This is a genomic window from Paraflavitalea soli, from assembly GCF_003555545.1.
Lineage (GTDB): Bacteria > Bacteroidota > Bacteroidia > Chitinophagales > Chitinophagaceae > Paraflavitalea > Paraflavitalea soli.
The window spans coordinates 7,455,453-7,479,493 of the sequence record NZ_CP032157.1; the positions used below are offsets into that span (position 1 = coordinate 7,455,453).

Below are 24,041 nucleotides of genomic sequence, written 5' to 3' on the forward strand. Positions count from 1 at the left end.
TTTCGGTCTGCATTAACATTTCATCACCTTTCTTTGCAGGAAAGTATACAGGCTATGCGTTACGTGCTGTTATTGTTGGTGGTTGTAGGACTGGGGGAAACGGGTTTTGCCCAGATAAGGGTTCCTATCGGTAAGCGGAAGGCTGCGGACCCGGTAGCCACCACCGCCAGTGAAAAAGCCATGTTGCCCAGGGTGGGGGTACCAGAGCTGATAGCAATGCTGGAGTGGACCGGCAAGCAGATCGATACTACGCTGAAGAAGAAAGGTTACCTGTTGATGCAGAAAGATGTGGATTCCACCAGTTCCCTGTTCCTGTATTCCATGCTCACCAAGCTGGAGGATGGCCCTACCACCGTCCGTTCATTTTCCTTTATGGATGCTGCTGTAGGTGAATTGAAAAGCAGGATGATCACCTACCGTACTTATGATAAGAATGAGTTTCGCGATATATCTTCCTACCTGTTGGCCAATAATTACCAAAAGACAAATGAGTTTGATTTCGATGAGGCCAAACATTCCCTCTATAGCAATGGCACACAGGAGATCCGTCTCAAAGTGATTACTACTGTGAGAGACAAGCGTACTTTTATAGCTTATGAACTGGAATTGGGAAAATGATTACCGCAGGCGGTCAAGGCTTTTTACCAGCTTCTGATCGCGGTACATGCCCCGTAATGCAAGGATAAACAGTATAGGAGCCACAATAGCCACAATAGCTGTGAGATCATAATTGCCTTCTCCGGGCACAAACTTCTTTACCTGTAAATAGAACAGCACCAGGCTGAGGCAGGAAAGGAACAAGCCCAGCAGGCTGAGCCTCATTTGAAATTTACGGTCCTTGTACAGGAAGATAGCTACCAGGGCCAGCAATCCCGTTGCCACCACGGAGATGGTCAGCAATATACCACTTGTACCCACCACCGAGGAAATGGCTTTGGGCTGCCCATCCTTAATAATATTACCGGTATAAAAAGAAAACTTCAGGGAAAGGAAAGTGGCGGCTGCAGCCAGTAATAACCAAACAGATTGTATACGCTGGATCATTTGGATAAATATTATTATCTCAAAAATAAGTAATCTGATTGGTCCCTACAAAAGACAAGTGGCAGGTAACTACTCCTGCCACTTTTTTCCATTTTATACTCCTAACTGATAAGAGCCATGGTTTAGCCCGCCTTGCCAGGCGGTATGATCTCACTCATCTCTCCGTCTGCTACCCGGATCAGTTTCCAGTCATCCCCTTCGTGGATATGCACGATGTAAATAAACTGGTTACCTACCTGTATTTCCTCTGCACTGGATATCGGGTAGTCGTACCAGGTGCTCCGGACGAGCGATCTCACTTCGCGAGGTAGCTTTTTTTCAGTAATGTAACGGATGGTGTAAAGCCACCTGCCATGCATGTCATAGTCAAGGCGCAAATTGGTGTCACCATCCTTGTACTTGGCCATGAATCCATGCTGGATCACGTACCATTGTTCATTCTGAGCCTGCGGGAAAGTGAGTTTAAAATGTCTCACCGCTCTGATATGGATGTCATTACGGTAAACCATACTGCCTGTAGCAGCCGGAATGCCATCCGGCAAACTGGCCGGTGGACTTGCCTGATTGGTGCTGCTGCTTACCTTACCGGAGGCACAAGCCTGCAGCAAGATAAGAATGACCGGCAGCAGCGTGCCGGTGAGGGTGTTGTGTTTCATGGCTATACATTATTATTGTAATTATGACGCACATGGTCTCCTTATGTTGCACAAATGCCTGTGTTAAATTAATTACTAGATAAAATAACAACATCCTGCCAGTGCTTGCGGCAAGTTTTAGATGTATAACTGCCTGAGCCCATATTAAACAGGCTACTGTCCTGGTTTTCGATGTACGGCGTTTGTCGAATAAAAAGAAAGGGCTCCTTGACTATTTGGTAACTTTAATAAAGTAAAGCGCTATATGCTGAATAATAAGATATTACGGAATAATTGTATCTTCTGGACCTGCTACTTCCTGTACGAATGGCTGGCCAATGCTGCCTATGATAGTCAGTATGAATCGCATCTCCTGGCAGCGGCCCTATATACGCCACTGATATTGGCAGCAACCCTTTTCACTATTTATGTACTGATCAAACAGTATTATTTTAAAGGGGAGAAAGTGAAGTTTTGGGTGGGTCTGATCGTCAGTATGCTGGTATTTGGCATAGGGCGCAGGGCCATCAATTACTTTATCATTTATCAGATATATACACCGGAATGGATGAAAATGCAGCCTTTCCTGTTTGCTCCGAAAATCATCTTTGAGATCGTAGGTATCTATCTGATCGTAGCGCTTAATGCGATGTTCTATTTTTTATCGGCCTGGTATGAACAGCAAAGGATCACGCAAGCTTTGCAAAAAGATAAGGTAGAAGCACAGCTGGAATTGCTCAAATCGCAGGTGCAGCCTCACTTTATTTTTAATACCCTCAATAATATTTATTCCCTCTCTACCCAAAACAGTCCCAAGACCTCAGACCTGATCTACCGGCTTTCTTCCCTGTTGAGTTATTCTTTGTACGATAGCCGTAAGACCATCATCCCCCTCGAACAGGAAATTGAATACATCAATAATTATATTGAACTGGAGAAGATACGCTATGGAGAGCGGCTGGATATTGCAGTGAATATCCTCAACGATACAAGGCATCTTGGTATATCACCTTTCCTGCTGCTGCCCCTGGTAGAAAACTGTTTTAAACACGGCGTTAGCAATGAGATCGATACCTGCTGGATACGATTGGATGTACTGGTCAAAGATGATTGGCTCATCATTAAGGCCGAGAATAGTAAGTCGTCCAACGGTAAACACAATGGTACCCGCAATGGTATCGGCCTGGAAAACGTAAAGAAAAGGCTAGACATACTATACGATGGACGGCATGAGTTTAAATGCATCGATGAAGGCCAAACCTTTTTGGCAGTACTCAAAATAAAAATGACTGCACATGAAGATCAAGTGCCTGTTGGTGGACGATGAGCCACCAGCCGTAGACCTGATGACCACTTATATCGAAAGGGTGGGAGACCTCGAAATAGTGGGCCGGTGCAGTAATGCCATTGAAGCATTTGGCTTTCTGCAAAAGACGAAAGTAGACCTGTTATTGCTCGATATCCAAATGCCCAAAATGACCGGGCTCGATCTGATCAGGTCCCTGCACGACCGGCCCAGGATCATTGTGATCACTGCCTATCGTGAGTTTGCTGCAGATGGATTTGACCTCGATGTGCTGGATTATATCGTAAAGCCTGTTTCTTTCGAGCGCTTCTTAAAAGCCATCGCCAAATACAACCAATATGCTTTGCTCCGGCAAACAGAAACGCCGGAGCAGGCAACAGATGCCTTTGAAAAAGCCTATATGTACTTTAAGGAAAACAAGCAGGTGAGAAAAGTATTCCTGAAGGATATTGTATACATTGAAAGCATCAAGGACTATGTGAAGATCATCACCACCGATAAGCCGCTTATCACTTATCAACGGCTGAGCTATATGGAAGAAAAGCTGCCGGAGAATAAGTTCCTGCGTATACACAAATCCTACATCATTGCCATTGACAGGATATCAGGTTACAATAATGACCTGATCAATATTGAGGGATATGAACTACCACTGGGCAGAAGCTATAAACAAGGCTTTCTGAAAGTAGTGGGGGCGTGAAAAGGAAGTTGAAGTTGGAATCAATCGGGCAGCGGAAAAGCCCACTGGCTATTACAGCCTTTGTTGTCTGCCTATAACATAGTACAGGAGGGTGCCAATAAAAGGAAGCAAAATAACCAGGAGGCACCAGATGATCTTGGTAGAATCATCCGCAAAGCGGCTTTGAACGATATCCACCAATGCCCAGATCCATAAAACGATACACAATAATCCGAGTAATCCAAACGAAAAGAACATGGTTGTAAGTTTTATAAATTAGTCGGGATCACAAAGCTTTTATTACAATAGTAATATAGTCAAAAAAAACCGGGCGAAAGAACATTGTACAATGCTCCTTCGCCCGGTCTTTTTCACACAACTAATATTTTAAGGTGGGTCGCCCTGCAGGGACGCAGTGCAGGGCGGCAGGGCGGCTCGCCTTATCCTAATTCAGGATATAAAGGGAATTTCTTCATAAATGCCTGTACATCTCCTTTCACCGACCTGATGATGTTCTCATCATCTGCATTCATCAACACCTTGTCTATCAGACCCACTACCGTTTCCATATCCGATTCTTTCATACCGCGGGTAGTGATGGCAGGTACACCTACACGGATACCGCTGGTTACAAATGGGCTCTTGTCATCAAAAGGAACCGCATTCTTATTGAGGGTGATATGGGCTTTGTCCAGTGTTTCCTGAGCTTTCTTACCAGTCAGGTTCTTATTGCGCAGGTCAATCAGCATCAGGTGGTTATCTGTTCCCTGGCTAATGAGGTCATAACCGCGGTTCACAAATGATTTGGCCATTGCCTGTGCATTGGTCAGTATTTGTTTGCCATAAGCCAGGAAGTCATCTGTTAAGATCTCACCGAAGGAAACCGCCTTGGCTGCAATCACGTGTTCCAGCGGACCGCCCTGTATACCGGGAAATACGGCCAGGTCGAGCAGGGACGTGATGGTGCGGGTATTTCCTTTGGGGTCTTTAATGCCGAAAGGATTCTCAAAATCATGGCGTACCATGATAATACCGCCGCGGGGACCGCGCAATGTTTTATGGGTAGTAGAAGTTACAATATGGCAATGATCAAATGGATCATTGAGCAACCCTTTGGCTATCAGGCCTGCGGGGTGGGCAATATCAGCCAATACCAAGGCTCCGATCTCATCGGCTACGGCACGGATACGGGCATAATCCCAATCGCGGCTATAGGCAGAAGCGCCACAAATGATCATTTTAGGCTTTTCCTTGCGGGCGATAGATTCCAGCTGGTCATAATCTACCAGGCCGGTATCTTTTTTTACACCATAGTGAAGGGCCACGTAGTTTTTACCGCTGAAATTGGCGGGGCTGCCGTGGGTGAGGTGACCACCCATGCTCAGATCGAGACCCAGTATCTTATCGCCTGGTTTCAGGCAGGCTACAAATACAGCTGTATTGGCTTGAGCACCGCTATGGGGCTGTACGTTGGCCCAGCTTGCATTGAATATCTTTTTCAGCCGGTCAATAGCCAGCTGTTCTATTTGGTCAACGATCTCGCAACCACCATAATAACGTTTGCCGGGATATCCTTCCGCGTATTTGTTGGTGGGTACTGTGCCCATGGCCTGCATTACCTGTAAAGAAGTAAAGTTTTCGGAGGCTATGAGTTCAATGCCATTGCGTTGACGTTCAAGTTCCTGGTTGATGAGGTCAAAAACTAAGGTATCTTTTTGCATGGCGCAAAAGTAGTTCAAATCGAATTAACGGGATAAAGAGATTAGGTTTTAAAATTTGCCAGAAAGTGAAAATAAAATGCCAATTGTCGCATCACATCCAGTCAAAAATAGGCGTACGAATAATTTTTCCTATTTTCACGGCTTGGTAAAAACAAACTAGTTGTTTTTCAATGAAAGCGATCATCCCCGTAGCTGGTGCAGGCACTAAGCTGCGTCCCCATACATACACACAACCCAAGGCACTGATTCCTCTTGCAGGCAAAACAATTCTGAGTATAATTGTTGATCAGTTGACAGAAGCCGGTATCAATGAATTCATTTTTATTGTAGGCTACCTGGGTGAGAAGATACAGGACTACGTAAAGGAAAAATATCCCGGACTACAGGCCCATTTTGTATTTCAGACCGAGCGCCATGGTATTGGCCATGCGATCACACTTACCCGCAACATCGTGGCCGATGATGAAATGTTTATCGTGTTGGGCGATACCATTGCCGAATACGATGTACAGCAGGTACTGGATATGCCAGGATCGGCCCTGGGCGTTAAAAGGGTAGATGACCCGCGTAATTTCGGGGTGGCTGAAATGGGCGAGGATGGCTTTATCAGCCGCGTGGTGGAAAAACCGCAGATCCCTAAATCAAATATGGCCCTGGTAGGCATCTACCGCATCAAAGAGACTGCTTTGTTGTTTAACTGCCTGGAAAACAATATCCGCAACCAGGTGATGAGCCGCGGCGAATTCAGTATTACCGACGCCCTGGAATGTATGATCACCCAGGGAGCTAAATTCCAGCCCTTTAAGGTGCAGAACTGGTTCGACTGTGGCCGGAAGGAAACCCTGCTCGAATCGAATGCCACCCTGCTCAAAAAATTTGGCGGCATCATTGCCCCCGAACATAGCCTCGATAATACCATCATCATACCTCCCGTAAGTATTGCCAAAGGTTGTAATATCAAAAACTCCATCATTGGCCCCAACGTGACCATCGGAGAGAAAACCACCATTAATTACTCCATTATCAAGGACTCGATCATCGGCTCCTTTGCCGATCTGTACGATATTGTACTCACCACTTCCCTCATAGGCAGCGATACGGAAGTAAAGGGAGAAAGCCGTAGCCTCAACATCGGCGACAATACAGAGATCGATTTGGGGGAATCTTGATAAGATTGGTATATAATTTACATGACCGGCTTCAGGAACTGAAGAAGAATGACTAACTTTCTAAAGAATTGTGCAACATTCTTTGTGAGGTATGTGTCTTTATAGAGGATGAGGCTCCCGATTCCCGTGACGAGTGGCAGCAATCAACCTTTGCCAACCTTTTAAACGCTAATTTATGAGAGGAAAGAAAAAAATCTTGTTGCTTCTGGCAATACTTCCTCTTGCCTTGTTAACCAAAGCTAATAATGGCAATAACGGCAGTGATGACCGTGGAAAACCTGAACCGGCCATCTCCGGCCTTGTTTCTGAAACGGGTACCAAAAAACCAGTACAGGGTGTAACCATTTCCATTTCCGGCAAAGGCCAGGACAAGAAGGAATTGTTTACTACCGACGCTGCCGGTAATTTTAAAGTTCCCCAGATGCCAGCAGGTGAATTGATCATCATCCTGGAGAAAAAAGGCTATAAAACTTTTAGAAAAGAAGGAGTTACACTGAAAGAAGGCGTCCCCCTCAAATTGAATTTTGATATCAGCAATGAAGGGGCCGATGATGAGAGCGATGTGTTTCACCCGCTGCGTATGATGGACAGCGAATAATCCCGATCGTACATAACCACAAGATATTGAAGCGGTTCCGCCTGGCGGAACCGCTTTTTTTTTGGGGCCTTTTATGCTGATTGAGCATAAATAATTGTATGTTTACCATATAGTTACAGATGTTAAAAATATGAATATAGGTATACTTATAGAGGACTTATAGAGGAGATACAGAGGAATTATAGAGGACATACAGAGAACCACACCCGTAGACTATCCATAGACCATCCGTAGATCACCCATAGATTATAGTAGTATCAAGGCATTGCCTGCCATCTTCACGTAATATACCGGCCATCAGGTATGAATACCGGCACAGCTAAAGGCAAAAAAACGGGGCTGAGAACAGCCCCGTTAACGTCACATGAGAATGGTACTCTTAATCAAAATCAATGTCCATGTCGCCATCTTCTTTGCGGATAGTGACTTTTTCATGGCTAAAGTATTTCTTATAGCGGTCCAGCACTTCCTGGGGTTGTTTTTTGCCGTTGACCGTCAGGTTGCCGTCTTTGTATTTGATGCTGTAATCGCCTTTGGTGCTCAATAACCCTTCTTTTTCCATGCTGTAGATCATTTCCTGGTAGTCTTTAAACTCGTCTTTAACACGTTCCATTTCTTCCTGGACCTCTTTCATGTTCACCTTTTTCAGGTCTTCCATTTCCTTCTTCCAGTCCTTATTGTTCAATTCCTTTTCTACTTCCCGCTTTGCCTCGTCCAAATGTTTTTTGAGGTCTTCTTTATCCAGGCTGGACAAGGACTGCTTCACCGATTCATTGATCTCCTTTTGCAGCTTATCAAAATCAATACTTTTCAATGATTCCTGCACCTGTTGGTTGATCTTGTCCATGTCGACCGATTTCAGGGCCTGGTCAATTTGCTTTTGCAACTGCTCAGCGTCAATGCTTTTCCGGGCCGATTCCACGGTTTTTTTGATCTCGTCCCAATCTACTTCCTGCAGCTTTTCTTTGGCTTCCTCCAGCTTGCGGATCTCTTTGTCGAGGTCTTTTTCATCCTTTTCCCGGACCGACTTATTTCTTTTGGCGGGAACGGTATCCTGGCTGGATGGCTTGTCTTGTGTGTACTGTTGGGGATTGCCTGTCCAGGCTACAAGGGCGATAACTGCGGTTAATCCCAATGTTGGAACTGCCCAGTGTAAATGCTTTTTAATGCGTCTCATGCTATAAAAGGTTTTGTCAGGTGATGAAATACGATACACTTCGTATAAATGTACGATTGATTTCGTAAATTGTTGCATGGCGACATCCCGAGCGGTAGTTTTTTAACAAAAAAGTCCGCAAGTACCTTCCCTGATCGAAGCTACTTGCGGACTTTACCGTCTTTCCGACTTTACCGACTTTCGGACTCCCCCGGACCTACCTCCCTACCCCCGGTACTACCGGCAGGCTTTCGTTGCCATCCTCACTGACGGATTGAACGGCAAAGAAATAATTGTCTTTGGAGTAAGGCAGTTGAATATCAGTCTGCGTGGTATAGATCTTTTTCTGCCAGAAAGGCCAGTTGGTTTCCCGCATGAGGATATAGTAACCTTTCGGTTTTCCATATTTGGGAGCTTTCCAATTCAATATAGTATAGTTGGTGAGCCGGCGCACTTCTATCTTCACTTCCTGGGGCATGCCGGCAGATTTGGCCAGGTTGGCCAGGTTACTCAGGTTCATGGCCGTATTCTTACGGAGATATTCAAAGTCCATGAACTCGATCAGGTCGCCATACTGGATACCATTTTCCACCCTTACATCCTGGTGCTGGTGATAATAGTTCTCATTCATTTCCGTAATGCGTACGGCTGCATATCCATTCTGTACATAGGGCGTATGATCGCCACCGCGCAGGAAACGGTCATTGCGATAGATCAACACCACTTCCAGGTTGTCTACATAGCGTTCACCCGTTTCCTTTACATACCGGGCCAGTTGTCGCGCCTTGCCATCATTCTCCAGTCCCAGGTTGCGGATATTGACGGCTGCTTTGTCCAATTCCCAGGCGGGTAATCCTTCACTGAACACCCGTATTTTGGTGTTGTTGACAATATTCGTCTCGCTGCTGTTGTTGCTGCCCATGATATCGTTGTTGAGCACCCCTTCAATGTACAGGCTGTCCTTCCTGCTTTTATCCGCCATGAATTTGGCGCCCAGCAGTCCCTGTTCTTCCCCACTCACGGCAATAAAAATAACCGTGGCCGGGAAATTCCGCTGGCTCATAATGCGGGCGCATTCGATCACCGCTGCTACACCACTGGCATCATCATTGGCGCCGGGTGCATCGCCCGTACGGTCCATTACACTGGTGCGCATATTGTCCAGGTGGCCGCTGATGAGAAATATCCTGTTGTCTTTGGGGTCCGTACCTTTTAAGGTGGCTACCACATTGCCCAATACCAAAGGGGCGTCTACCCGCCGGCCATCGGGTGCCAGCGTAGTAGTGTCTATGATAGCGGAAAGCCTGCCGCCTGACTTTTTAGCAAACTCATTGAATTTTCCCAATACGTATAAGCGTGCAGCGCCGATACCACGCTTAGGATCTGTTTGTGTACTCAGCGTATTGCGGGTGCCAAAGGCCACCATATGGGTAATATAACTTTTCAGGCTGTCGGCACTTACTTCCGATACCATTTTTTCGATGACGGGATCACGCTGTACAATGGTTTGGGCAAAGAGTGAGCTGCCGCAGACAGTCAATAACAATACAAATGACCATTTTCTCATGAGCAATGAAAGTTGAGGTGATGTGTAAAGATATATAGACGTTATTGGATAGGGTGTCTTGCAGGAAGAGGCAAAAAGGCGAAAAGGCAATGAGGCACCGGGGCAACCAGGCAACGAGGGAGTAGCAGGGGCTGCTAAGAGAAAGGGTGGGCCGCTTTAGCAGCGACCCACCCTTGTATGATATAGCATATTTCTTACACTCGTTGCCTTTATGCCTTTTGCCTCGTTGCCTTTTTAGGCTTATGCTTTCCTAAAAGCCCATTTCCACATCTCTTTCCAGGTAGGCTTTTTACCATACATCAGGATACCCGTACGGTAAATTTTACCGGCCAGCCAGGTGGTACCTATAAACCCTACAATGAGGAATACCATACTCAATATCAACTCCCACACAGTTACACCATCGGGAATGCCGTGCGCTATCCTGGCCATCATCACAATGGGAGAGGTGAGGGGAAACAGGCTTCCGAATACAGAAAGTCCGCTGAAGGGATTATTCACAGCCTTGGTCATGATCACGATACCAAAGATGATGGGCATAATGATGGGCAGTGTTAAGCTTTGCGCATCCTGCGGATCTTCATTCACCGCACTGCCTACAGCAGCAAAGAGTGAGGAGTACAACAGGTATCCACCCAGGAAGTAGAAGAGGAAGCATGGCAGCAGCAGCGCCCAATTGATACCTGCCACTACAGCACCCAGGGCACTGGTGTTTTGAGAGGCCGTGGCCATAGCACCAGCTCCTCCGGGAATATTTTGTGCAGCAGCAGGATCGCCTCCTTGCATAAGCAGGGGAATGATGGTCATCGTAATGATTCCCAAAATGATCCAGATAAGGAATTGCACCAGGCCTACAGCGCCGATACCGGTGATCTTACCCATCATCAACTGGAATGGTTTTACACTGCTTACAATTACTTCCGCAATGCGATTTACCTTTTCTTCCATCACACCCCGCATCACCATGGTACCATATATAAACAGTACGATGTAAATGAGGAAACCGGATATAAACCCTACTGCTTCGGCAAACTTGGATTTGTCGCCTTTGCCTTTACCGGTCACCGATTGGAATTCTATTTTGGCCCTGTTCTGTACACTGTCCAGCTGTTGCTGGGTAATATGAAACGCCAACAATCTTTTTTGCTCCAGTTGTTTATTAATGGCCGATTTGATCCTCTCCTGGCTGATCACACCGATCGTTTTACCGTACACAATGCTTAATGTGTCTGCTGATAATACATTGTACCCGGCTGGTATGAAAATATAACCATTAAAGGCCTTCTTTTCTATTTGCCGGTTGAGAGAGGCAGTGTCTTTATCCGTTACAAAGCTGAAGTTTACATCTCCCTTGGCTTCCAGCTTGCCATTGAACAGATTGGCATTATCCGCCACTGCTATTTTCAGGTCATCATTCCCTTGCACAGAAAAGTAGATCATGAAGGCATAGAAGGCAAAGATGACCAATGGTAATAATATAGTACTGAGCAGGAAGGTCTTTTTCTTCACCCTGCTGCTAAATTCCCGTTGAGCAACAATCCAGGTCTTATTCATATAATAAGTTTAGGCGGTTATGGTTTGAAATTGTCTGGCTGTAGCAGTATTCCCTACCAGCCTGATAAAGATATCATTCAGGGAAGGCAGTCGTTCCTGGAAGGAGTTGATCTGAATGCCTGCATTGATGAAATGTTGTAATACCTGGTTAGGCGTGTGCCCTTCTTTTAAGATCAGGTCTACACCATATTCATTGTTCGCAATGATGTCATAACTGCCGTTTGTTTCCGGAAGTTTATCCGTAGCTGTACCATAACCTATTGTAAAGTAATTTTCCTTGAATTGCTGTTTTACCCCTTTTACCGTACCGTCCAATATTTTCTGTCCTTTGTTCACGAGAATGATATGGTCGCAGATCTCTTCAACCTGTTCCATGCGGTGCGTACTGAAGATGATGCTGGCGCCATTTTTGGCCAGGCGGAAGATCTCATCTTTGATCAGGTTGGCATTAACCGGGTCCAGGCCGCTGAAAGGCTCATCCAATATGATCAGTTTGGGTTCATGTAATACCGTGGTTACAAATTGAAGTTTCTGGCTCATCCCTTTACTCAGGTCTTCCACCTTTTTATTCCACCAGCTCTGCATTTCGAAGCGCATAAACCAATCCCTCACCTTTTCCATGGCTTCCAGCTTGCTCAGCCCTTTCAGGCGGGCGAGGTAGAGTGCCTGATCGCCGATCTTCATCTTTTTATACAGGCCCCTTTCTTCGGGCATATAGCCGATCTTCAGGATGTCGTTGACGGGATCAAAAGGACGGCCATTAAAAATGATCTGTCCTTCGTCGGGATAGGTAATGCCCGTGAGCATGCGGATAAGGGTGGTCTTACCGGCGCCATTAGGCCCCAATAAACCAAAGATGCTGCCCGGGGTAAGGGTGAAGCTGATATCGTCTACGGCTTTTTGCGTAGCATAATACTTCTTAAGGTTTTGTACCTCCAGTATATTCATGTATTACGGTTTTTAGTTGGAACGGGCCAATGGCCAGAAAGATAATCAAACTGGTCTTTAGTAGCCAAAAAGGCCGATATATTACAGAAACCCTGTTTTTTTGTTATAATACCTTAACAATTTCCTCCACTACCCGTTCTCCATCCATGGCGGCGCTTACAATGCCGCCGGCATAGCCAGCTCCTTCGGCACAGGGATACAGGCGGCTTATTTGCGGATGCTGGAGGGTGTGCGGGTCCCGGGGAATACGCACCGGAGAAGAAGTCCTGGACTCTGTAGCTACTACTACCGCTTCATTGGTATAATACCCCTTCATCTTTTTGCCAAACTCCTGGAAAGCGTTTTTCAGCGCGTAGTGAATGAAACCAGGCAATACCTCATTGAGCGGGGCAGCCTGAAGGCCCGGCAGGTAAGAACAATCGGGGAGGTTGGCAGATACCTTTTGCTGCACAAAATCAGCCATCCGTTGGGCGGGGGCTACAAACCTCCCTCCACCATATTCATAGGCCTTTTTCTCTACTGCCTGCTGGAAGTACATAGCCGATAAGGGGTTTTGCGCATCCAGCAGGGGGGATGCTCCTTTTTTCTTACCTGCAGCTGCAATATCCTGCATTTCTACGGAAGCTACCATACCTGAATTGGCAAAAGGGTTATTCCGTTTGGATGGAGACCACCCATTTACCACTAGTTCCCCGGCGTCAGTAGCAGCTGGCGCAATGATGCCTCCGGGGCACATACAAAAAGAAAATACGCCACGGGCTTCTACCTGCTGTACCAGACTGTAAGAGGCAGGTGGCAAAAAGGCATCGCGGGTGGTGCAATGGTATTGTATACTATCGATCAAAGTTTGCGGGTGTTCAATGCGTACACCCAACGCAAAAGGCTTGGCTTCTATCAGTATCTTCTTTTGGTGTAGCAGCACAAAGATATCCCTGGCCGAATGGCCGGTGGCCAGGATCACGGCAGCTCCTTCAAAGCTGTCGCCGTCGGCAGTTTTAACCCCTTTTACCAGGTTGTCGGTTATGATAAGATCAGTCACCTTTTTCTCGAAGAGAAACAGGCCGCCACAGTCTGCTATTTTATCGCGGATAGCAGTAATGATCTGCGGTAGCTTGTTGGTGCCTACATGGGGATGGGCCTCATACAATATCTTTTCTTCTGCACCAAACTGTACCAGGATATTCAGGATACGGTTTACATCACCCCGCTTGGTACTGCGGGTATACAGTTTACCATCGCTGTAGGTGCCTGCACCGCCTTCCCCAAAGCAATAGTTGCTTTCCGGGTTGATAACACCTTCTTTGTTTAATAAGGCCAGGTCACGGCGGCGGGAGCGCACATCTTTACCGCGTTCCAGCAAAACAGGCTGAATACCCTGTTCAATGAGCTTAAGGGCGGCAAAAAGACCTGCAGGGCCGGCGCCCACAATGATCACTTTGTGGGGAGCTTTAGACACATCTTTTAGTACCAGTTGCTGAACCGCCCTTTCCTGGAAAGGTTCGTTGATAAATACGCGTATCGTTAACTGGATCCAGGGCTGTTTACTCCGGGCATCAATCGATTGCTTCAGTACATGATAACCTGTGATGGCTGTGGGGGGAATGCCAAAATGGGAGGCCGCATATTGCTGCACTTTGGAGGCAGAGGCTGCTTCGGCTGGCAGCACTTTGAGTGTACATTGTTGTTGCATGATGTTAGGCAGTTAACCTAAAAATCCGGTGATTACAAAATTGACAAATAACAGCCATGTGGCTGTCGTGCAAAAATAGCTATATATAATAAGCTACTCTCTAAAAATTATAGAAACATTACTACTGTAACAGCCTATAGATATGATTACTGAACAACCGGATCAAGCTTAGTTATGTTGGGAAAAGCAGCAAAACAGCGCGTATTTATACCCGGAAAAGGGCAGTTAATAAGTTAACTTTTTTTCCGGTATCCGGGGCTTAACTGACAAAATATATATTTTGAAAAGGAGGCGTAAAAAAAGTTGGTACAATATGCGGTCCGTATTAAATTATTTGTATCTTCAATAGCATCACAGCTTATATATGAAGAAAGCGTTTTTATTCCATATGGCGTCCTTTTCTTTCTTCATGAGGAATTCCTGCAAAACCACCCGGAGATCATTAGTAGCACAGTGTAGTAAATTTATTCAGTGGCCGACTCAACCTATTACCGGCGATAGTAGCCGGTTATTAAAACCTTGTATCGCCAGTAGCAAAAAGTATTGATGGATGTAGTCTGATAAAATAAGTTCGCACCACTTACTTGTTTTATCTGTTCACTTTGTTTTGATGCAATTCATCTGTAGTAAAAAATGATTAAAACCCTAAGAACTGATTGTGGTACAGGTATGTTGTATAACATGGTGAACAGTTGTAAATAAACATATTCTTCTTAAAAAATACAGGCAGCAAATTTGCAGAAGTAACATCTGTATGTGGGATCGAAAAAACAAGTAATAAAAAATTTTTTATTCAGTAAAAAATTTTGATATTCGCCCCCCTGCATAACTTTTTTTGGAAGTATAGCAATATCCAACATCCATAGAAAAACACGGTTCAAGGCGGCATGATTAGTTCAGAATAATCTTAACTCAACATAATAAACTGCTGTTAGCATAATGACAAAGTCTTTTGATAAAGTTTGGATAAATTGTTTGGAGATAATAAAGGACATCGTTGAGTGGCAACATTTCAAAACATGGTTCGAGCCGATTAAGCCTGTAGAGATTAAAGGTAATGTGTTGGTGATACAGGTTCCCAGCCAATTCTTTTATGAATACCTTGAAGAGCATTATGTGAATTTGTTGGCAAAGACTTTGCGTAGGGTATTGGGCAAAGAAGCGCAGCTGGAGTATCGCATCATGGTGGATAGTGGTAATCACAACAACAAGCCATTGACAATGGATATCCCCACACATGGTTATAAAACTTATTCCAGCAATGAAATGGATTTTCCGCTGATCATACACAATCCCGTCAAAAACCCGTTTGTAATTCCGGGTTTGAAGAAGATGCAGATCGATCCGCAGCTGAATCCTATATATACTTTCGAAAACTTCGTAGAAGGCGATAGCAACCGCGTAGCCCGCCGTGCCGGTAAAACCGTAGGCGAAAAGCCAGGCGCCAGCTCCTTCAATCCATTAGTTATATATGGTGGTGTCGGTTTAGGTAAAACCCACCTCGCCCAGGCCATCGGAAATGATGTTAAACGCCTGCATGCCAATAAAGTAGTATTGTATGTAAGTTCTGAGAAATTCATCAACCAGTTTCAGGACCATAGCCGCAATAACGCCATCAATGATTTTATCCATTTTTACCAGCTGGTAGATGTATTGATCATCGATGACGTACAATTCTTCAACCGGGCCGAAAAGTCACAGGATGCCTTCTTTGCCATCTTCAACCACCTGCACCAAAGCGGCAAACAGCTTATTCTTACCTCCGATAAGCCTCCCAAAGACCTGGAAGGTGTACAGGAACGTTTGCTGAGCCGTTTTCGCTGGGGACTGAGTGCCGACCTGCAGGTACCTGATTATGAAACACGTATAGAGATTCTGGACAGGAAAATGAAGAACGATGGCCTCGAAATGCCACGTGAAGTAGTGAAATACCTGGCCTATAATATCAATAGCAATGTACGCGAGCTGGAGGGGGCGCTGATCTCATTATTGGCACAATCTTCGCTAAATAAGCGGGAAATTGACCTTGATCTTGCTAAACGCGTACTCCGTAATTTTGTGAAAACAAGTAGCAAAGAAATCACCATCGAAACTATACAGAAAATGGTCTGTGAATACTTCGATGTATCATACGACAAATTGCTGCAAAAGACCCGGAAACGGGAAATTGTACAGGCAAGACAGATCACTATGTATCTTGCCAAAGCATTTACTAAAAATTCCCTGAAAACGATAGGTGAGCATTTTGGCGGTCGTGACCATACCACGGTCATCCACTCCTGCCAGACTGTAAAAGATCTGATGGATACTGACAGCACCTTCCGCGAAAGCGTCATGGAATTACAGCAGAAAGTTCAGCTTGCCGCCATGTGATAACAACATTAATTGCTTATTACGATCCCGCTCCTGGTGAGCGGGATTTTTTTATCCCATTTTGAGACTGGGTTGGACAAACATTACTTCAATAGACCTGTTATTGCCGGAGCGGCTGAAATTGGATCTCACTGGATGTTTGCATACCCCGCTCATCGATAACAGTCAGGAACCATAACAGCGTACCCGCAGGCGGCAGGGGAGATTGGATCATTTGTTTGTCTACTGTTACTTTCACCGTTTGCCACTGTTTATCTTTCAGTAAGGCTGCCGTGTCGGTCGTATAATGTAAGGCCGCAGCGGAAAGAGGCACGCTGGATTGTACCGACGCTATAACCCTGTTTTTTTTGATAGCTATCTTTTTGATGATGGCCAAAGGGGGAGTATGATTCAGGTAACTGTTGATGAAGCCGGCAACCTCTTCATTTTCCCAACCATACCGATGGTTGTGTTTAAGTCCCACTTTTATACTCAGGTTCCTGCTCCTGACCAACTGATAGGTTTTGGCATAGCTGTCCAGGTAGAAGTGTCCATCATTCGTGCCATTCACAAATAATACCGGCATCCCTGCTTTTCCGATATACTGTGATGGATCGTATTGTTGTACCCAGGTTTGTCTGTCTGCAGTAGCAAGCAGGTCCAGTTCTTTTTTCATGGCGCTGTTCTCATACAGATATCCGCATCCATATACCGGCACCGCCGCTTTGTAACGATCATCTACGCCTGCCATCAACGAAGTAATGATGCCTCCCCAGCTAATGCCGGTAATGGCCGTACGGTTACTGTCTACCTCCGGCATGCTCCGCAGCAGATTGTGTGCAAGTATTACATCCGCCACGGCCTGGTACATCCACTGGTCCTCCAGCGATGGCGTGATGGTGAAATAAGGTGTTTTTCCACCCGGCTCCACAAAGCCATTCTCCAGGTGCACCCTGCCAGGACCATTTCCCCGCAGGTCCATCGCAATAGCGGCATATCCCTTCTTTGCCCACAGGATAGCCCACTCCCTAAAAGCGGTTCCACCACCACCATGCACCAATACCACAGCTGGCAGGTGATGGTCGCCCTCCCTGTTGCCACTGAGCGTGCCGGGTGTGGCGTAATATGCAAATACCCGCTGCGTAGTATCCCGATAATTCAACCCGGTATATACAATGCCGATGGCCGAATCGCTGCTGATCGTCTCATACGCAGGTGTTTTATAAATAGCCGGTACATCCCATAACGTGCCCTTGATCTGACTTTGCGCTGGCAGGTAAATAATGCTTGTAAGAAACACAATGGCTGCAATACGAATGGTCATGTATATAATATAAGGCACCTAATTTAGGCGCAAAAGCAGTGATAATGGAGAAAAAAAGCTGAACTTAGTATGCTAAGTATTCCCCTGAACTGGCAACCGATACTTTTCACCTCACAACATAAACTGTTATGCGGATGTATCGACAACTTGTAGCCGGATCTTTTATCCTCGCCTGCTCTTCCTGTATCAAAGCCCCTCCCCTGAATCCGGAGGCCGATATTGAAACCTTCACAGTAAACAAGCAATTGCTGTTGAGTGATGTGTTTATCGACCAGGTCAACGGCAGAATAGTGCTGAACCTTACTGATAAAGCCTACAACAGTGGCATAGCACCCGTTATCACCACTACTACCGGCGCTGCTATACAACCCGCTTCCGGTGATTCCATCCATTTTGATGACGATACAGTCAGGTATGTGGTGAGGTCGGAAGATGGCGCTAACACCAAGACCTATAAGGTAGAGCTGGCCTCTATTGGCGCCTGGAAATTTGATTTTGAGCACTGGGCCATACAGGATAAGGACAAATACGATTATCCACTCGAAGAAGATGGCAGCACACTCTGGACCTCCGGCAATCCCGGTGTGGCATTATCTGGCGTAGCCAAAGACCCCGCTGCTTATCCTACCCGCTCCACTACCGATAAAAGGTTTGGCGACAAAGCGGCTGAATTGGTAACCCTCAAAGGCACGGCTCTTTCGGGGTTGGTGGGCATTAAACTGTTTGCAGGCTCCCTCTTCACCGGTACATTCAACTCTACCAATGCCCTGGTAGAGCCCTTGAAAGCTACTCAATTCGGACAGCCCTTCGTGGGCAAGCCCCTCCGTTTTACCGGTTATTTCAAATACGTAGCCGGCCCCAATTTTCAGGACAAGGCAGGCAATATATTGCCCGGTGTGCGTGATTCCTGTTCCATCTATGCCGTATTTTTCAAAGGCAATACCAGCCTGGATGCCACCAATATCAATACTTCTGATCGTATTGTGGCAGTAGCAAAACTAAAGACTACCGATGATCATCCCCAGTTTACCCGCTTCGACCTGCCATTTGAATATAATTCATCCCTTCCCCTCACGGGCAAACACATGCTGGCCATCGTGGTATCATCCAGTCAATATGGCGATAATTACCGGGGTGCTATTGGCAGCAGACTGGTGGTAGATAGCCTCAACATCATCCATTAATGCATTGTATGAAAAGAATTGGATTGTTTTACCTCCTTATGATTTTTGCTGTGATAGCACATGGACAACTTCAGCGTGATAGTATTCAACACATGCGCAAAGGCGAAAGCAATATCCTGGGAGGATTGAATATTGGTGCTGCCGCGCCCACCTCTTTTCCGAATACCATCCGGAAGATCAACGGGTATTGGCCGCGCGTAAGCCCTTCCCTGGGTTTTGAATATATTTATTACCTGCCTGAAAAATGGGGCATAGGCGCCGCCTTCAAACTTGATTTTAAAGGAATGGGCACCAGGAGCGAGGTTATCTATTTCCATACCATCATTGCTGTGAAAGATGGCGACCAGACCAACGAATTTACTGGTACCTTCTCCGGTAAAAATGAAACGCGGGTAAGTAACGCTTACATATCCGTACCCATATACGCAGTGTACCGGTTCAACAACCAGTGGCGGGCAAAACTTGGTTTTTATATGGCCTGGTTATTCAGCTCCGATTTTGAAGGCAATGTATCTGATGGCTATATCCGCAATGGCGGCCCTACCGGCGAAAAAGTAAATATCGATTTTGCCACTTTCGATTTTGGCGAAGACGTCAACTCATTTGATATCGGTCTCTATGGCGCCGGTGAATACCGCATCAGCCATAAGCTTTCCCTCAGTGCTCAGCTCAGCTGGGGATTACGCCCTATCTTCCCTTCCACTTTTAAGGGTATGGATTTTCCCCTCTATAATATTTTCGCTACCCTTGGGGTAACCTATCATCTGTGACAGTGTTTTTTTAATCGACAGCAGCATTGTATATTAGGCCATGAACCTACACTATACTGCCATATCGAAATGTGCCGGATTTATCCTGGCTACTACTATCCTGGTTGCTTGTCAAACTGAAGTTAAACCCGATGTTCCCAAAACAGCCGCCCTTCCTGTCACAGGCACCTGGAAGCTCCTTTCCGGTACCCTTATTGAAAAAGGCGATACCACAGTAACTGATTATACCAGGGGCCAGGAGTTTATCAAGATACTCAACGGATCTCATTTTGCATTTCTGCACCACGATCTCAGTAAAGGAAAGGATTCAGCCGCCATCTATTCTTCCGGCGGAGGTAGCTATACCCTTACCGATAGTCTTTATACTGAACACCTGCAGTATTGTACTGCCAGGCAATGGGAAGGCAATGACTTCCATTTTGTGCTTACCCTGCAGGGCGATACCCTCACCCAGCAAGGCGTAGAGAAAATTGAAAACTTAGGCGTCAACAGGATCAATATTGAAAAGTATGTACGTGTAAAATAGGCGGACCTACTTTGATAACAATACTTCAATATTCGAGCCGATGGAATGCTTATATCCTTGCAGCCTGGTAAAATAGATATACGACAGGATCAATACACCCAGGAACAACAAAGGGTCAATTATATACATGATGCCATCACCTACAGCGGCATGAGCAATGATGGCTGATACCAGCGTAATGCCAAAACCAACATACGCGTACTCCTTTATTTTCCCTGGAATACCCGGTAGCAGCAATATGAGTACGCCCAATACTTTGGCAATGGTCAGCTCTGCTTTGAAGTAAGCGGGTAAATGCAGGTGCGTGAAAGCGCCTTCCGGATAGGTATAACCATCAAAGAAGGTAAAACTAATAATGCTGAATGTCATGACAGCCCCAATGATGCCGGTGGCTGTCCAATAGATGATCTTCTCTCTTCTTATTTTTTTGCTGTTCATTGTTCAATAATTTATATACCTATAAGACAGGGCAGGGGTGATTCCTGTGACAGGTCGATTATCCGCGGATAGGTTTTGCTTCCTTCTGCAATTGGCCTATTTTTAAACCTATGAAACACTTGTTCTTTTTTTGCCTGCTGCTGAGTGCTGCTGCAAGCCACGCACAAAAAGCACCCAAATCTTATTTTCCTCCCCGCACGGGCTGGGAGCACCGTAGCCCTGTTTCTTTTGGCCTCGATCCCCTGAAGATTGATTCCGCCATCGCCTTTGCCCGGCGCAATGAATCCAGGCAATCACGCAATATGGATTCGGCACAAGTACAATCCTTTGGCAAAGAGCCTTACAGTGACCCCGTGGGCGCCCTGGTAGACCGGGCCGATCCGGGTGGGGTGATTGTTTACAAAGGATACATCGTAGCCGAATGGGGCCAGCCGGAGCGGGTAGATATTACCAATAGCGTTACCAAAAGTTTCTTATCATCCGTAGTGGGACTTGCCGTTGACCGCGGCCTTATAAAAAACGTGAACGACACAGTAGCGGGCTATATACCTCCTATTGAAGTATACCATCCCGGTGGGGCATCGGAGATTATCACCCCTTTTGCTTCTGCTCATAACCGCACCCTTACCTGGGAGGTGATGTTGCGTCAGACCAGCGACTGGGAAGGAACTTTATGGGGCAAGCCCGATTGGGCCGACCGGCCCGAGGGGAATTTCAATACCTGGCGTACACGTCCCCGGAATGTGCCCGGTACAGTATGGAAGTACAATGATGTGCGGGTAAATGCCCTGGCCCTGGCAGCTACCAGCGTGTGGCGCCAGCCTTTGCCACAGGTACTTAAGAACCTGATCATGGACCCCATTGGTGCTTCGAATACCTGGCGATGGATGGGCTACCACAATTCCTGGATCGTATTGGATGGTGTGCCCGTACAATCGGTAAGTGGTGGTGGTCACTGGGGTGGCGGCATGTACATCAATGCCTACGATATGGCGCGCTTTGGATTGCTCACCCTGCACAAAGGCAACTGGAACGGTACACAACTACTATCGGAGCAATGGGTAAAGCAGGCCCTTACACCCACTACGGCCAACACTACTTATGGATACATGAACTGGTTCCTCAACACCGATCATAAGATGGCTGCCAAAGCGCCTGTCTCTTCCTTCATTCACATTGGCAATGGCACCAATTTTATTTACGTAGACCCGGAGCATGAGCTGGTAGCAGTCGTGCGGTGGATAGAGAACAGGTCCATGGGCGATATGATTGGTAAAATACTGGAAGCCTTGCCCAATAAATAGGCCTTAACTAAAAAGAGCGAAACACCTAAGTGCTTCGCTCTTTTCAGTAATTGACCGGTAACAATTATTGTTTGATAATGATCCTTACCAGGTTTTCTATTCCATTGGTCACTTGCAAATAATACTGCCCATTAGGTTCCTGGGCCAGGTTGAAATGAACAATGCTGACAACACTGTTCTTTGCAATAACACAGGTTTGTATTAACCGGCCATTGAAGTCGTACAAATAAAAATTGTACTGTTTATCCCTCTTTTTATTGATGATGATCGCACTTAAAGGCCCTTTGGTGGGGTTGGGCGCAATGACCAGCCGGAAGTCACCTGTTTTATTTTCCGTGCCATACACCATAAAGCTTTGTGTAATGGTATTGGCTGGCAAGTAATTTTCGTTGCCTTCCTGCACCGCCTTCACCGTTACCTTTCCTTCACCGTTGAACCGAAGCGTGTCTCCCTGCACATAAGCAGGTCCTTCAGTCACGATATATTGTACGGGCAATCCGGAAGAAGCCATGCCATTCAGGAGTACCGAAGCACTCCTTAGTTGGTCCGTGATGGTAGCAAACGTAAGTGTTTGAGCTGCCCTGGCTACCGTGAAAGTCCGTTCTGTACTGGCGGGGAAATATTGCTCATTACCTGCCTGACTGGCCCTGATCGTTACCAGGCCACCGCCTGTAAGGCTCACTGCATTATCGTTGATAGTGGCAGGTCCGCTGACCACCTCAAAAGTTACCGGTAGTTCCGCACTGCTGCCTGCTGTCAACTCAAAAGGTCCGTCTCCAAAAGTCTTATCAGGAATAGAATCTAATGTTACTACCTGAAAGCGCTTTTCAATTAATTCCCATTCGGCAAACTGGGTGCCTGTCTGCCCGTTATTGGCCGTAATATCGAGCCTGTAATAAATATAGCGTGTAATATTGCTGTCTAACAGGAAAGTCCTTTTCAGACGGCGACTGGCAAACAATTCACCACTCTTCGTGTCCAATGTATCCCAATTGGTGCCATTATTGGAAGCTAATAAGGACCAGTCTTTCGGGTCACGTTCCGGTACATCGTTGGCAGAGGTGAGGGTATATTTCACGACCACTGCAGGAGCTTTGGATTCATATTGTACCCACAATGCTTTTTTACCACTCTGGTAGTATTTCGTACTGCTGCTGTTGTCGATCAGGCTGGGGAAATTCTCCGAAGGTTTGCTGGTATTGGCAAACTGTGCTGTGATGATCCCGCCATTATCAGTAATATCAAATGAATTGGTATTAACAGGAGGAGGTACTTCCCCTGGAGGAACGCCATCCCTGAAGAAGCGGGCCTGCCTCCATTTAACTACCGCCTCACCTGTTTTCATGGTACCATAATTACCATATTTGTGATAATTGGACACAGGTTCATTATCTGGTATCTCGGCACGCAAGGTATCATTGATGTAGATCTGTATCTTATTGCCTACATCTTCCTGCATGTGGATCACATTTACTTTTACTTCCCTGCCATAAATATTGGTGGCCAGCGTTTGCCCGGCACCACGCATGGAACCGCCTTCTGCCGCATAGCCGCGGATCATCATTTGGGTGGCGCCTTCCACACTGCCGAATATCTGCATCAGGCTTTCATCGTTCAGCGGGGCATTGAAGGTCACGTACCCTTCAAACTGCCGGCTGCCCGTAGAGTAATCATTTTGCAGCCGGATCTCCGAACGGTTTGATTTGGTGGTCAGGATGCGGAAAGTTTCGGTATCCGTATCTGCGTCATACCGGTAATCAGCACAGATAGGATCACATACCGATTTGTAAGTAGTATAATTGAAGATCTGTAAACCGTCTGCATCATCGAGGTGTACCTTCTTGGTAGGCGAGTAGGATTTCCAGCCATTGCCAAGCTGTGCCTGGGCGGTAGACAGGCAGGAGGTGAGCAGTGTGCCGGCCAGTACCAGCCTTACCAGGCCTTTCATAGAAAAGCTCCTGTGCGTAGCAAGGTTGGCGCAGGAACGGGATCGTACAATTTTTTTCATATGCGATTATTTTAGTCCTACAACTAACGCATATTATTTTACTCCCTGGTTTCTCCTTCTTGCTATTT

Annotated in this window: 22 protein-coding genes; 10 read left to right on the forward strand and 12 right to left on the reverse strand. The window is 46.2% G+C overall.

The window, feature by feature from the left end:
- Positions 1-54 precede the first annotated feature (54 nt).
- Complete coding sequence (locus D3H65_RS28720; protein WP_162915864.1) at positions 55-618, forward strand: hypothetical protein; 564 nt, start codon at positions 55-57, stop codon at positions 616-618.
- On the opposite strand, the gene D3H65_RS28725 is transcribed toward D3H65_RS28720, so the two are convergent.
- Together D3H65_RS28725 and D3H65_RS28730 are read right to left on the reverse strand one after the other, a co-directional pair.
- Positions 619-1,044, reverse strand: a complete 426-nt coding sequence (locus D3H65_RS28725) for a DUF4293 domain-containing protein (RefSeq protein ID WP_119053598.1) — start codon at positions 1,042-1,044, stop codon at positions 619-621.
- Positions 1,045-1,166: 122 nt separating this feature from the next.
- Positions 1,167-1,700, reverse strand: a complete 534-nt coding sequence (locus D3H65_RS28730; RefSeq protein ID WP_119053599.1) for a hypothetical protein — start codon at positions 1,698-1,700, stop codon at positions 1,167-1,169.
- A gap of 244 nt (positions 1,701-1,944) precedes the next feature.
- On the opposite strand from D3H65_RS28730, the gene D3H65_RS28735 reads away from it, so the two are divergent.
- Both D3H65_RS28735 and D3H65_RS28740 read left to right on the forward strand, forming a co-directional pair.
- Positions 1,945-3,006: a sensor histidine kinase gene (locus D3H65_RS28735; RefSeq protein WP_119053600.1), complete on the forward strand. Its 1,062-nt coding sequence runs from the start codon at positions 1,945-1,947 to the stop codon at positions 3,004-3,006.
- Complete coding sequence (locus D3H65_RS28740) at positions 2,975-3,685, forward strand: LytR/AlgR family response regulator transcription factor (RefSeq protein WP_119053601.1); 711 nt, start codon at positions 2,975-2,977, stop codon at positions 3,683-3,685. Before D3H65_RS28735 ends, D3H65_RS28740 begins: the two co-directional genes overlap by 32 nt.
- Positions 3,686-3,736: 51 nt before the next feature.
- On the opposite strand, the gene D3H65_RS28745 is transcribed toward D3H65_RS28740, so the two are convergent.
- Complete coding sequence (locus D3H65_RS28745; protein ID WP_119053602.1) at positions 3,737-3,922, reverse strand: PLD nuclease N-terminal domain-containing protein; 186 nt, start codon at positions 3,920-3,922, stop codon at positions 3,737-3,739.
- 182 nt (positions 3,923-4,104) lie between these two features.
- Positions 4,105-5,385 carry a serine hydroxymethyltransferase gene (locus tag D3H65_RS28750; RefSeq protein WP_119053603.1) on the reverse strand — a complete coding sequence of 427 codons (1,281 nt, stop codon included), beginning with the start codon at positions 5,383-5,385 and terminating at the stop codon, positions 4,105-4,107.
- 170 nt (positions 5,386-5,555) lie between these two features.
- Between D3H65_RS28750 and D3H65_RS28755 the strand changes: the two genes are divergently transcribed.
- Together D3H65_RS28755 and D3H65_RS28760 are read left to right on the forward strand one after the other, a co-directional pair.
- A complete protein-coding gene (locus D3H65_RS28755) occupies positions 5,556-6,554 on the forward strand; it encodes a sugar phosphate nucleotidyltransferase (protein ID WP_119053604.1) in 999 nt (332 codons plus the stop codon).
- Positions 6,555-6,729: 175 nt separating this feature from the next.
- Positions 6,730-7,152 carry a carboxypeptidase-like regulatory domain-containing protein gene (locus D3H65_RS28760; protein WP_119053605.1) on the forward strand — a complete coding sequence of 141 codons (423 nt, stop codon included), beginning with the start codon at positions 6,730-6,732 and terminating at the stop codon, positions 7,150-7,152.
- 379 nt (positions 7,153-7,531) lie between these two features.
- Here D3H65_RS28760 and D3H65_RS28765 read toward each other — a convergent pair whose 3' ends face one another.
- From D3H65_RS28765 to D3H65_RS28785, 5 genes are all read right to left on the reverse strand, one after another.
- Entirely contained in the window at positions 7,532-8,329 is a 798-nt protein-coding gene (locus D3H65_RS28765; protein ID WP_162915865.1) for a hypothetical protein, read from the reverse strand.
- Positions 8,330-8,525: 196 nt separating this feature from the next.
- Positions 8,526-9,875: a M20/M25/M40 family metallo-hydrolase gene (locus tag D3H65_RS28770; protein WP_119053607.1), complete on the reverse strand. Its 1,350-nt coding sequence runs from the start codon at positions 9,873-9,875 to the stop codon at positions 8,526-8,528.
- A gap of 240 nt (positions 9,876-10,115) precedes the next feature.
- Positions 10,116-11,429 (reverse strand): ABC transporter permease, encoded by a 1,314-nt coding sequence (locus tag D3H65_RS28775; protein ID WP_119053608.1) that lies wholly within the window; start codon positions 11,427-11,429, stop codon positions 10,116-10,118.
- Between the two features lie 9 nt (positions 11,430-11,438).
- A complete protein-coding gene (locus tag D3H65_RS28780) occupies positions 11,439-12,377 on the reverse strand; it encodes an ABC transporter ATP-binding protein (protein ID WP_119053609.1) in 939 nt (312 codons plus the stop codon).
- 103 nt (positions 12,378-12,480) lie between these two features.
- Positions 12,481-14,067, reverse strand: coding sequence for an NAD(P)/FAD-dependent oxidoreductase (locus D3H65_RS28785; protein WP_119053610.1), 1,587 nt, complete (start codon positions 14,065-14,067; stop codon positions 12,481-12,483).
- Between the two features lie 939 nt (positions 14,068-15,006).
- On the opposite strand from D3H65_RS28785, the gene dnaA reads away from it, so the two are divergent.
- Entirely contained in the window at positions 15,007-16,440 is a 1,434-nt protein-coding gene (dnaA, locus tag D3H65_RS28790; RefSeq protein WP_119053611.1) for a chromosomal replication initiator protein DnaA, read from the forward strand.
- 100 nt (positions 16,441-16,540) lie between these two features.
- Here the strand turns inward: dnaA and D3H65_RS28795 are convergent, their stop codons facing one another.
- A complete protein-coding gene (locus D3H65_RS28795; protein ID WP_119053612.1) occupies positions 16,541-17,743 on the reverse strand; it encodes an alpha/beta hydrolase family protein in 1,203 nt (400 codons plus the stop codon).
- A 134-nt stretch (positions 17,744-17,877) separates the two neighbouring features.
- Between D3H65_RS28795 and D3H65_RS28800 the strand changes: the two genes are divergently transcribed.
- Genes D3H65_RS28800 through D3H65_RS28810 form a run of 3 tightly spaced genes read left to right on the forward strand, consistent with a single transcriptional unit; the run spans position 17,878 to position 20,223 of the window.
- Positions 17,878-18,927 (forward strand): PCMD domain-containing protein, encoded by a 1,050-nt coding sequence (locus D3H65_RS28800; protein ID WP_162915866.1) that lies wholly within the window; start codon positions 17,878-17,880, stop codon positions 18,925-18,927.
- 8 nt (positions 18,928-18,935) lie between these two features.
- The gene (locus tag D3H65_RS28805) at positions 18,936-19,697 is read left to right on the forward strand and encodes an outer membrane beta-barrel protein (RefSeq protein ID WP_162915867.1); all 762 of its coding nucleotides are present in this window, start codon (positions 18,936-18,938) and stop codon (positions 19,695-19,697) included.
- 40 nt (positions 19,698-19,737) lie between these two features.
- On the forward strand, positions 19,738-20,223 hold the full coding sequence (locus tag D3H65_RS28810; RefSeq protein WP_119053615.1) for a hypothetical protein: 486 nt from the start codon (positions 19,738-19,740) through the stop codon (positions 20,221-20,223).
- Between the two features lie 6 nt (positions 20,224-20,229).
- Here D3H65_RS28810 and D3H65_RS28815 read toward each other — a convergent pair whose 3' ends face one another.
- Entirely contained in the window at positions 20,230-20,661 is a 432-nt protein-coding gene (locus D3H65_RS28815) for a DoxX family protein (RefSeq protein WP_119053616.1), read from the reverse strand.
- 110 nt (positions 20,662-20,771) lie between these two features.
- Between D3H65_RS28815 and D3H65_RS28820 the strand changes: the two genes are divergently transcribed.
- Complete coding sequence (locus D3H65_RS28820) at positions 20,772-21,965, forward strand: serine hydrolase domain-containing protein (RefSeq protein WP_119053617.1); 1,194 nt, start codon at positions 20,772-20,774, stop codon at positions 21,963-21,965.
- A gap of 64 nt (positions 21,966-22,029) precedes the next feature.
- On the opposite strand, the gene D3H65_RS28825 is transcribed toward D3H65_RS28820, so the two are convergent.
- Positions 22,030-23,973, reverse strand: a complete 1,944-nt coding sequence (locus D3H65_RS28825; protein ID WP_119053618.1) for a T9SS type A sorting domain-containing protein — start codon at positions 23,971-23,973, stop codon at positions 22,030-22,032.
- Positions 23,974-24,041: the final 68 nt, after the last annotated feature.

What these genes read in the sequence shown, in the direction of transcription:
- D3H65_RS28720 (WP_162915864.1), top strand. Translation starts at nt 55, where the DNA reads ATGCGTTACGTGCTGTTATTGTTGGTGGTTGTAGGACTGGGGGAAACG.
- D3H65_RS28725 (WP_119053598.1), bottom strand. Translation starts at nt 1,044, where the DNA reads ATGATCCAGCGTATACAATCTGTTTGGTTATTACTGGCTGCAGCCGCC.
- D3H65_RS28730 (WP_119053599.1), bottom strand. Translation starts at nt 1,700, where the DNA reads ATGAAACACAACACCCTCACCGGCACGCTGCTGCCGGTCATTCTTATC.
- D3H65_RS28735 (WP_119053600.1), top strand. Translation starts at nt 1,945, where the DNA reads ATGCTGAATAATAAGATATTACGGAATAATTGTATCTTCTGGACCTGC.
- D3H65_RS28740 (WP_119053601.1), top strand. Translation starts at nt 2,975, where the DNA reads ATGAAGATCAAGTGCCTGTTGGTGGACGATGAGCCACCAGCCGTAGAC.
- D3H65_RS28745 (WP_119053602.1), bottom strand. Translation starts at nt 3,922, where the DNA reads ATGTTCTTTTCGTTTGGATTACTCGGATTATTGTGTATCGTTTTATGG.
- D3H65_RS28750 (WP_119053603.1), bottom strand. Translation starts at nt 5,385, where the DNA reads ATGCAAAAAGATACCTTAGTTTTTGACCTCATCAACCAGGAACTTGAA.
- D3H65_RS28755 (WP_119053604.1), top strand. Translation starts at nt 5,556, where the DNA reads ATGAAAGCGATCATCCCCGTAGCTGGTGCAGGCACTAAGCTGCGTCCC.
- D3H65_RS28760 (WP_119053605.1), top strand. Translation starts at nt 6,730, where the DNA reads ATGAGAGGAAAGAAAAAAATCTTGTTGCTTCTGGCAATACTTCCTCTT.
- D3H65_RS28765 (WP_162915865.1), bottom strand. Translation starts at nt 8,329, where the DNA reads ATGAGACGCATTAAAAAGCATTTACACTGGGCAGTTCCAACATTGGGA.
- D3H65_RS28770 (WP_119053607.1), bottom strand. Translation starts at nt 9,875, where the DNA reads ATGAGAAAATGGTCATTTGTATTGTTATTGACTGTCTGCGGCAGCTCA.
- D3H65_RS28775 (WP_119053608.1), bottom strand. Translation starts at nt 11,429, where the DNA reads ATGAATAAGACCTGGATTGTTGCTCAACGGGAATTTAGCAGCAGGGTG.
- D3H65_RS28780 (WP_119053609.1), bottom strand. Translation starts at nt 12,377, where the DNA reads ATGAATATACTGGAGGTACAAAACCTTAAGAAGTATTATGCTACGCAA.
- D3H65_RS28785 (WP_119053610.1), bottom strand. Translation starts at nt 14,067, where the DNA reads ATGCAACAACAATGTACACTCAAAGTGCTGCCAGCCGAAGCAGCCTCT.
- dnaA (WP_119053611.1), top strand. Translation starts at nt 15,007, where the DNA reads ATGACAAAGTCTTTTGATAAAGTTTGGATAAATTGTTTGGAGATAATA.
- D3H65_RS28795 (WP_119053612.1), bottom strand. Translation starts at nt 17,743, where the DNA reads ATGACCATTCGTATTGCAGCCATTGTGTTTCTTACAAGCATTATTTAC.
- D3H65_RS28800 (WP_162915866.1), top strand. Translation starts at nt 17,878, where the DNA reads ATGTATCGACAACTTGTAGCCGGATCTTTTATCCTCGCCTGCTCTTCC.
- D3H65_RS28805 (WP_162915867.1), top strand. Translation starts at nt 18,936, where the DNA reads ATGAAAAGAATTGGATTGTTTTACCTCCTTATGATTTTTGCTGTGATA.
- D3H65_RS28810 (WP_119053615.1), top strand. Translation starts at nt 19,738, where the DNA reads ATGAACCTACACTATACTGCCATATCGAAATGTGCCGGATTTATCCTG.
- D3H65_RS28815 (WP_119053616.1), bottom strand. Translation starts at nt 20,661, where the DNA reads ATGAACAGCAAAAAAATAAGAAGAGAGAAGATCATCTATTGGACAGCC.
- D3H65_RS28820 (WP_119053617.1), top strand. Translation starts at nt 20,772, where the DNA reads ATGAAACACTTGTTCTTTTTTTGCCTGCTGCTGAGTGCTGCTGCAAGC.
- D3H65_RS28825 (WP_119053618.1), bottom strand. Translation starts at nt 23,973, where the DNA reads ATGAAAAAAATTGTACGATCCCGTTCCTGCGCCAACCTTGCTACGCAC.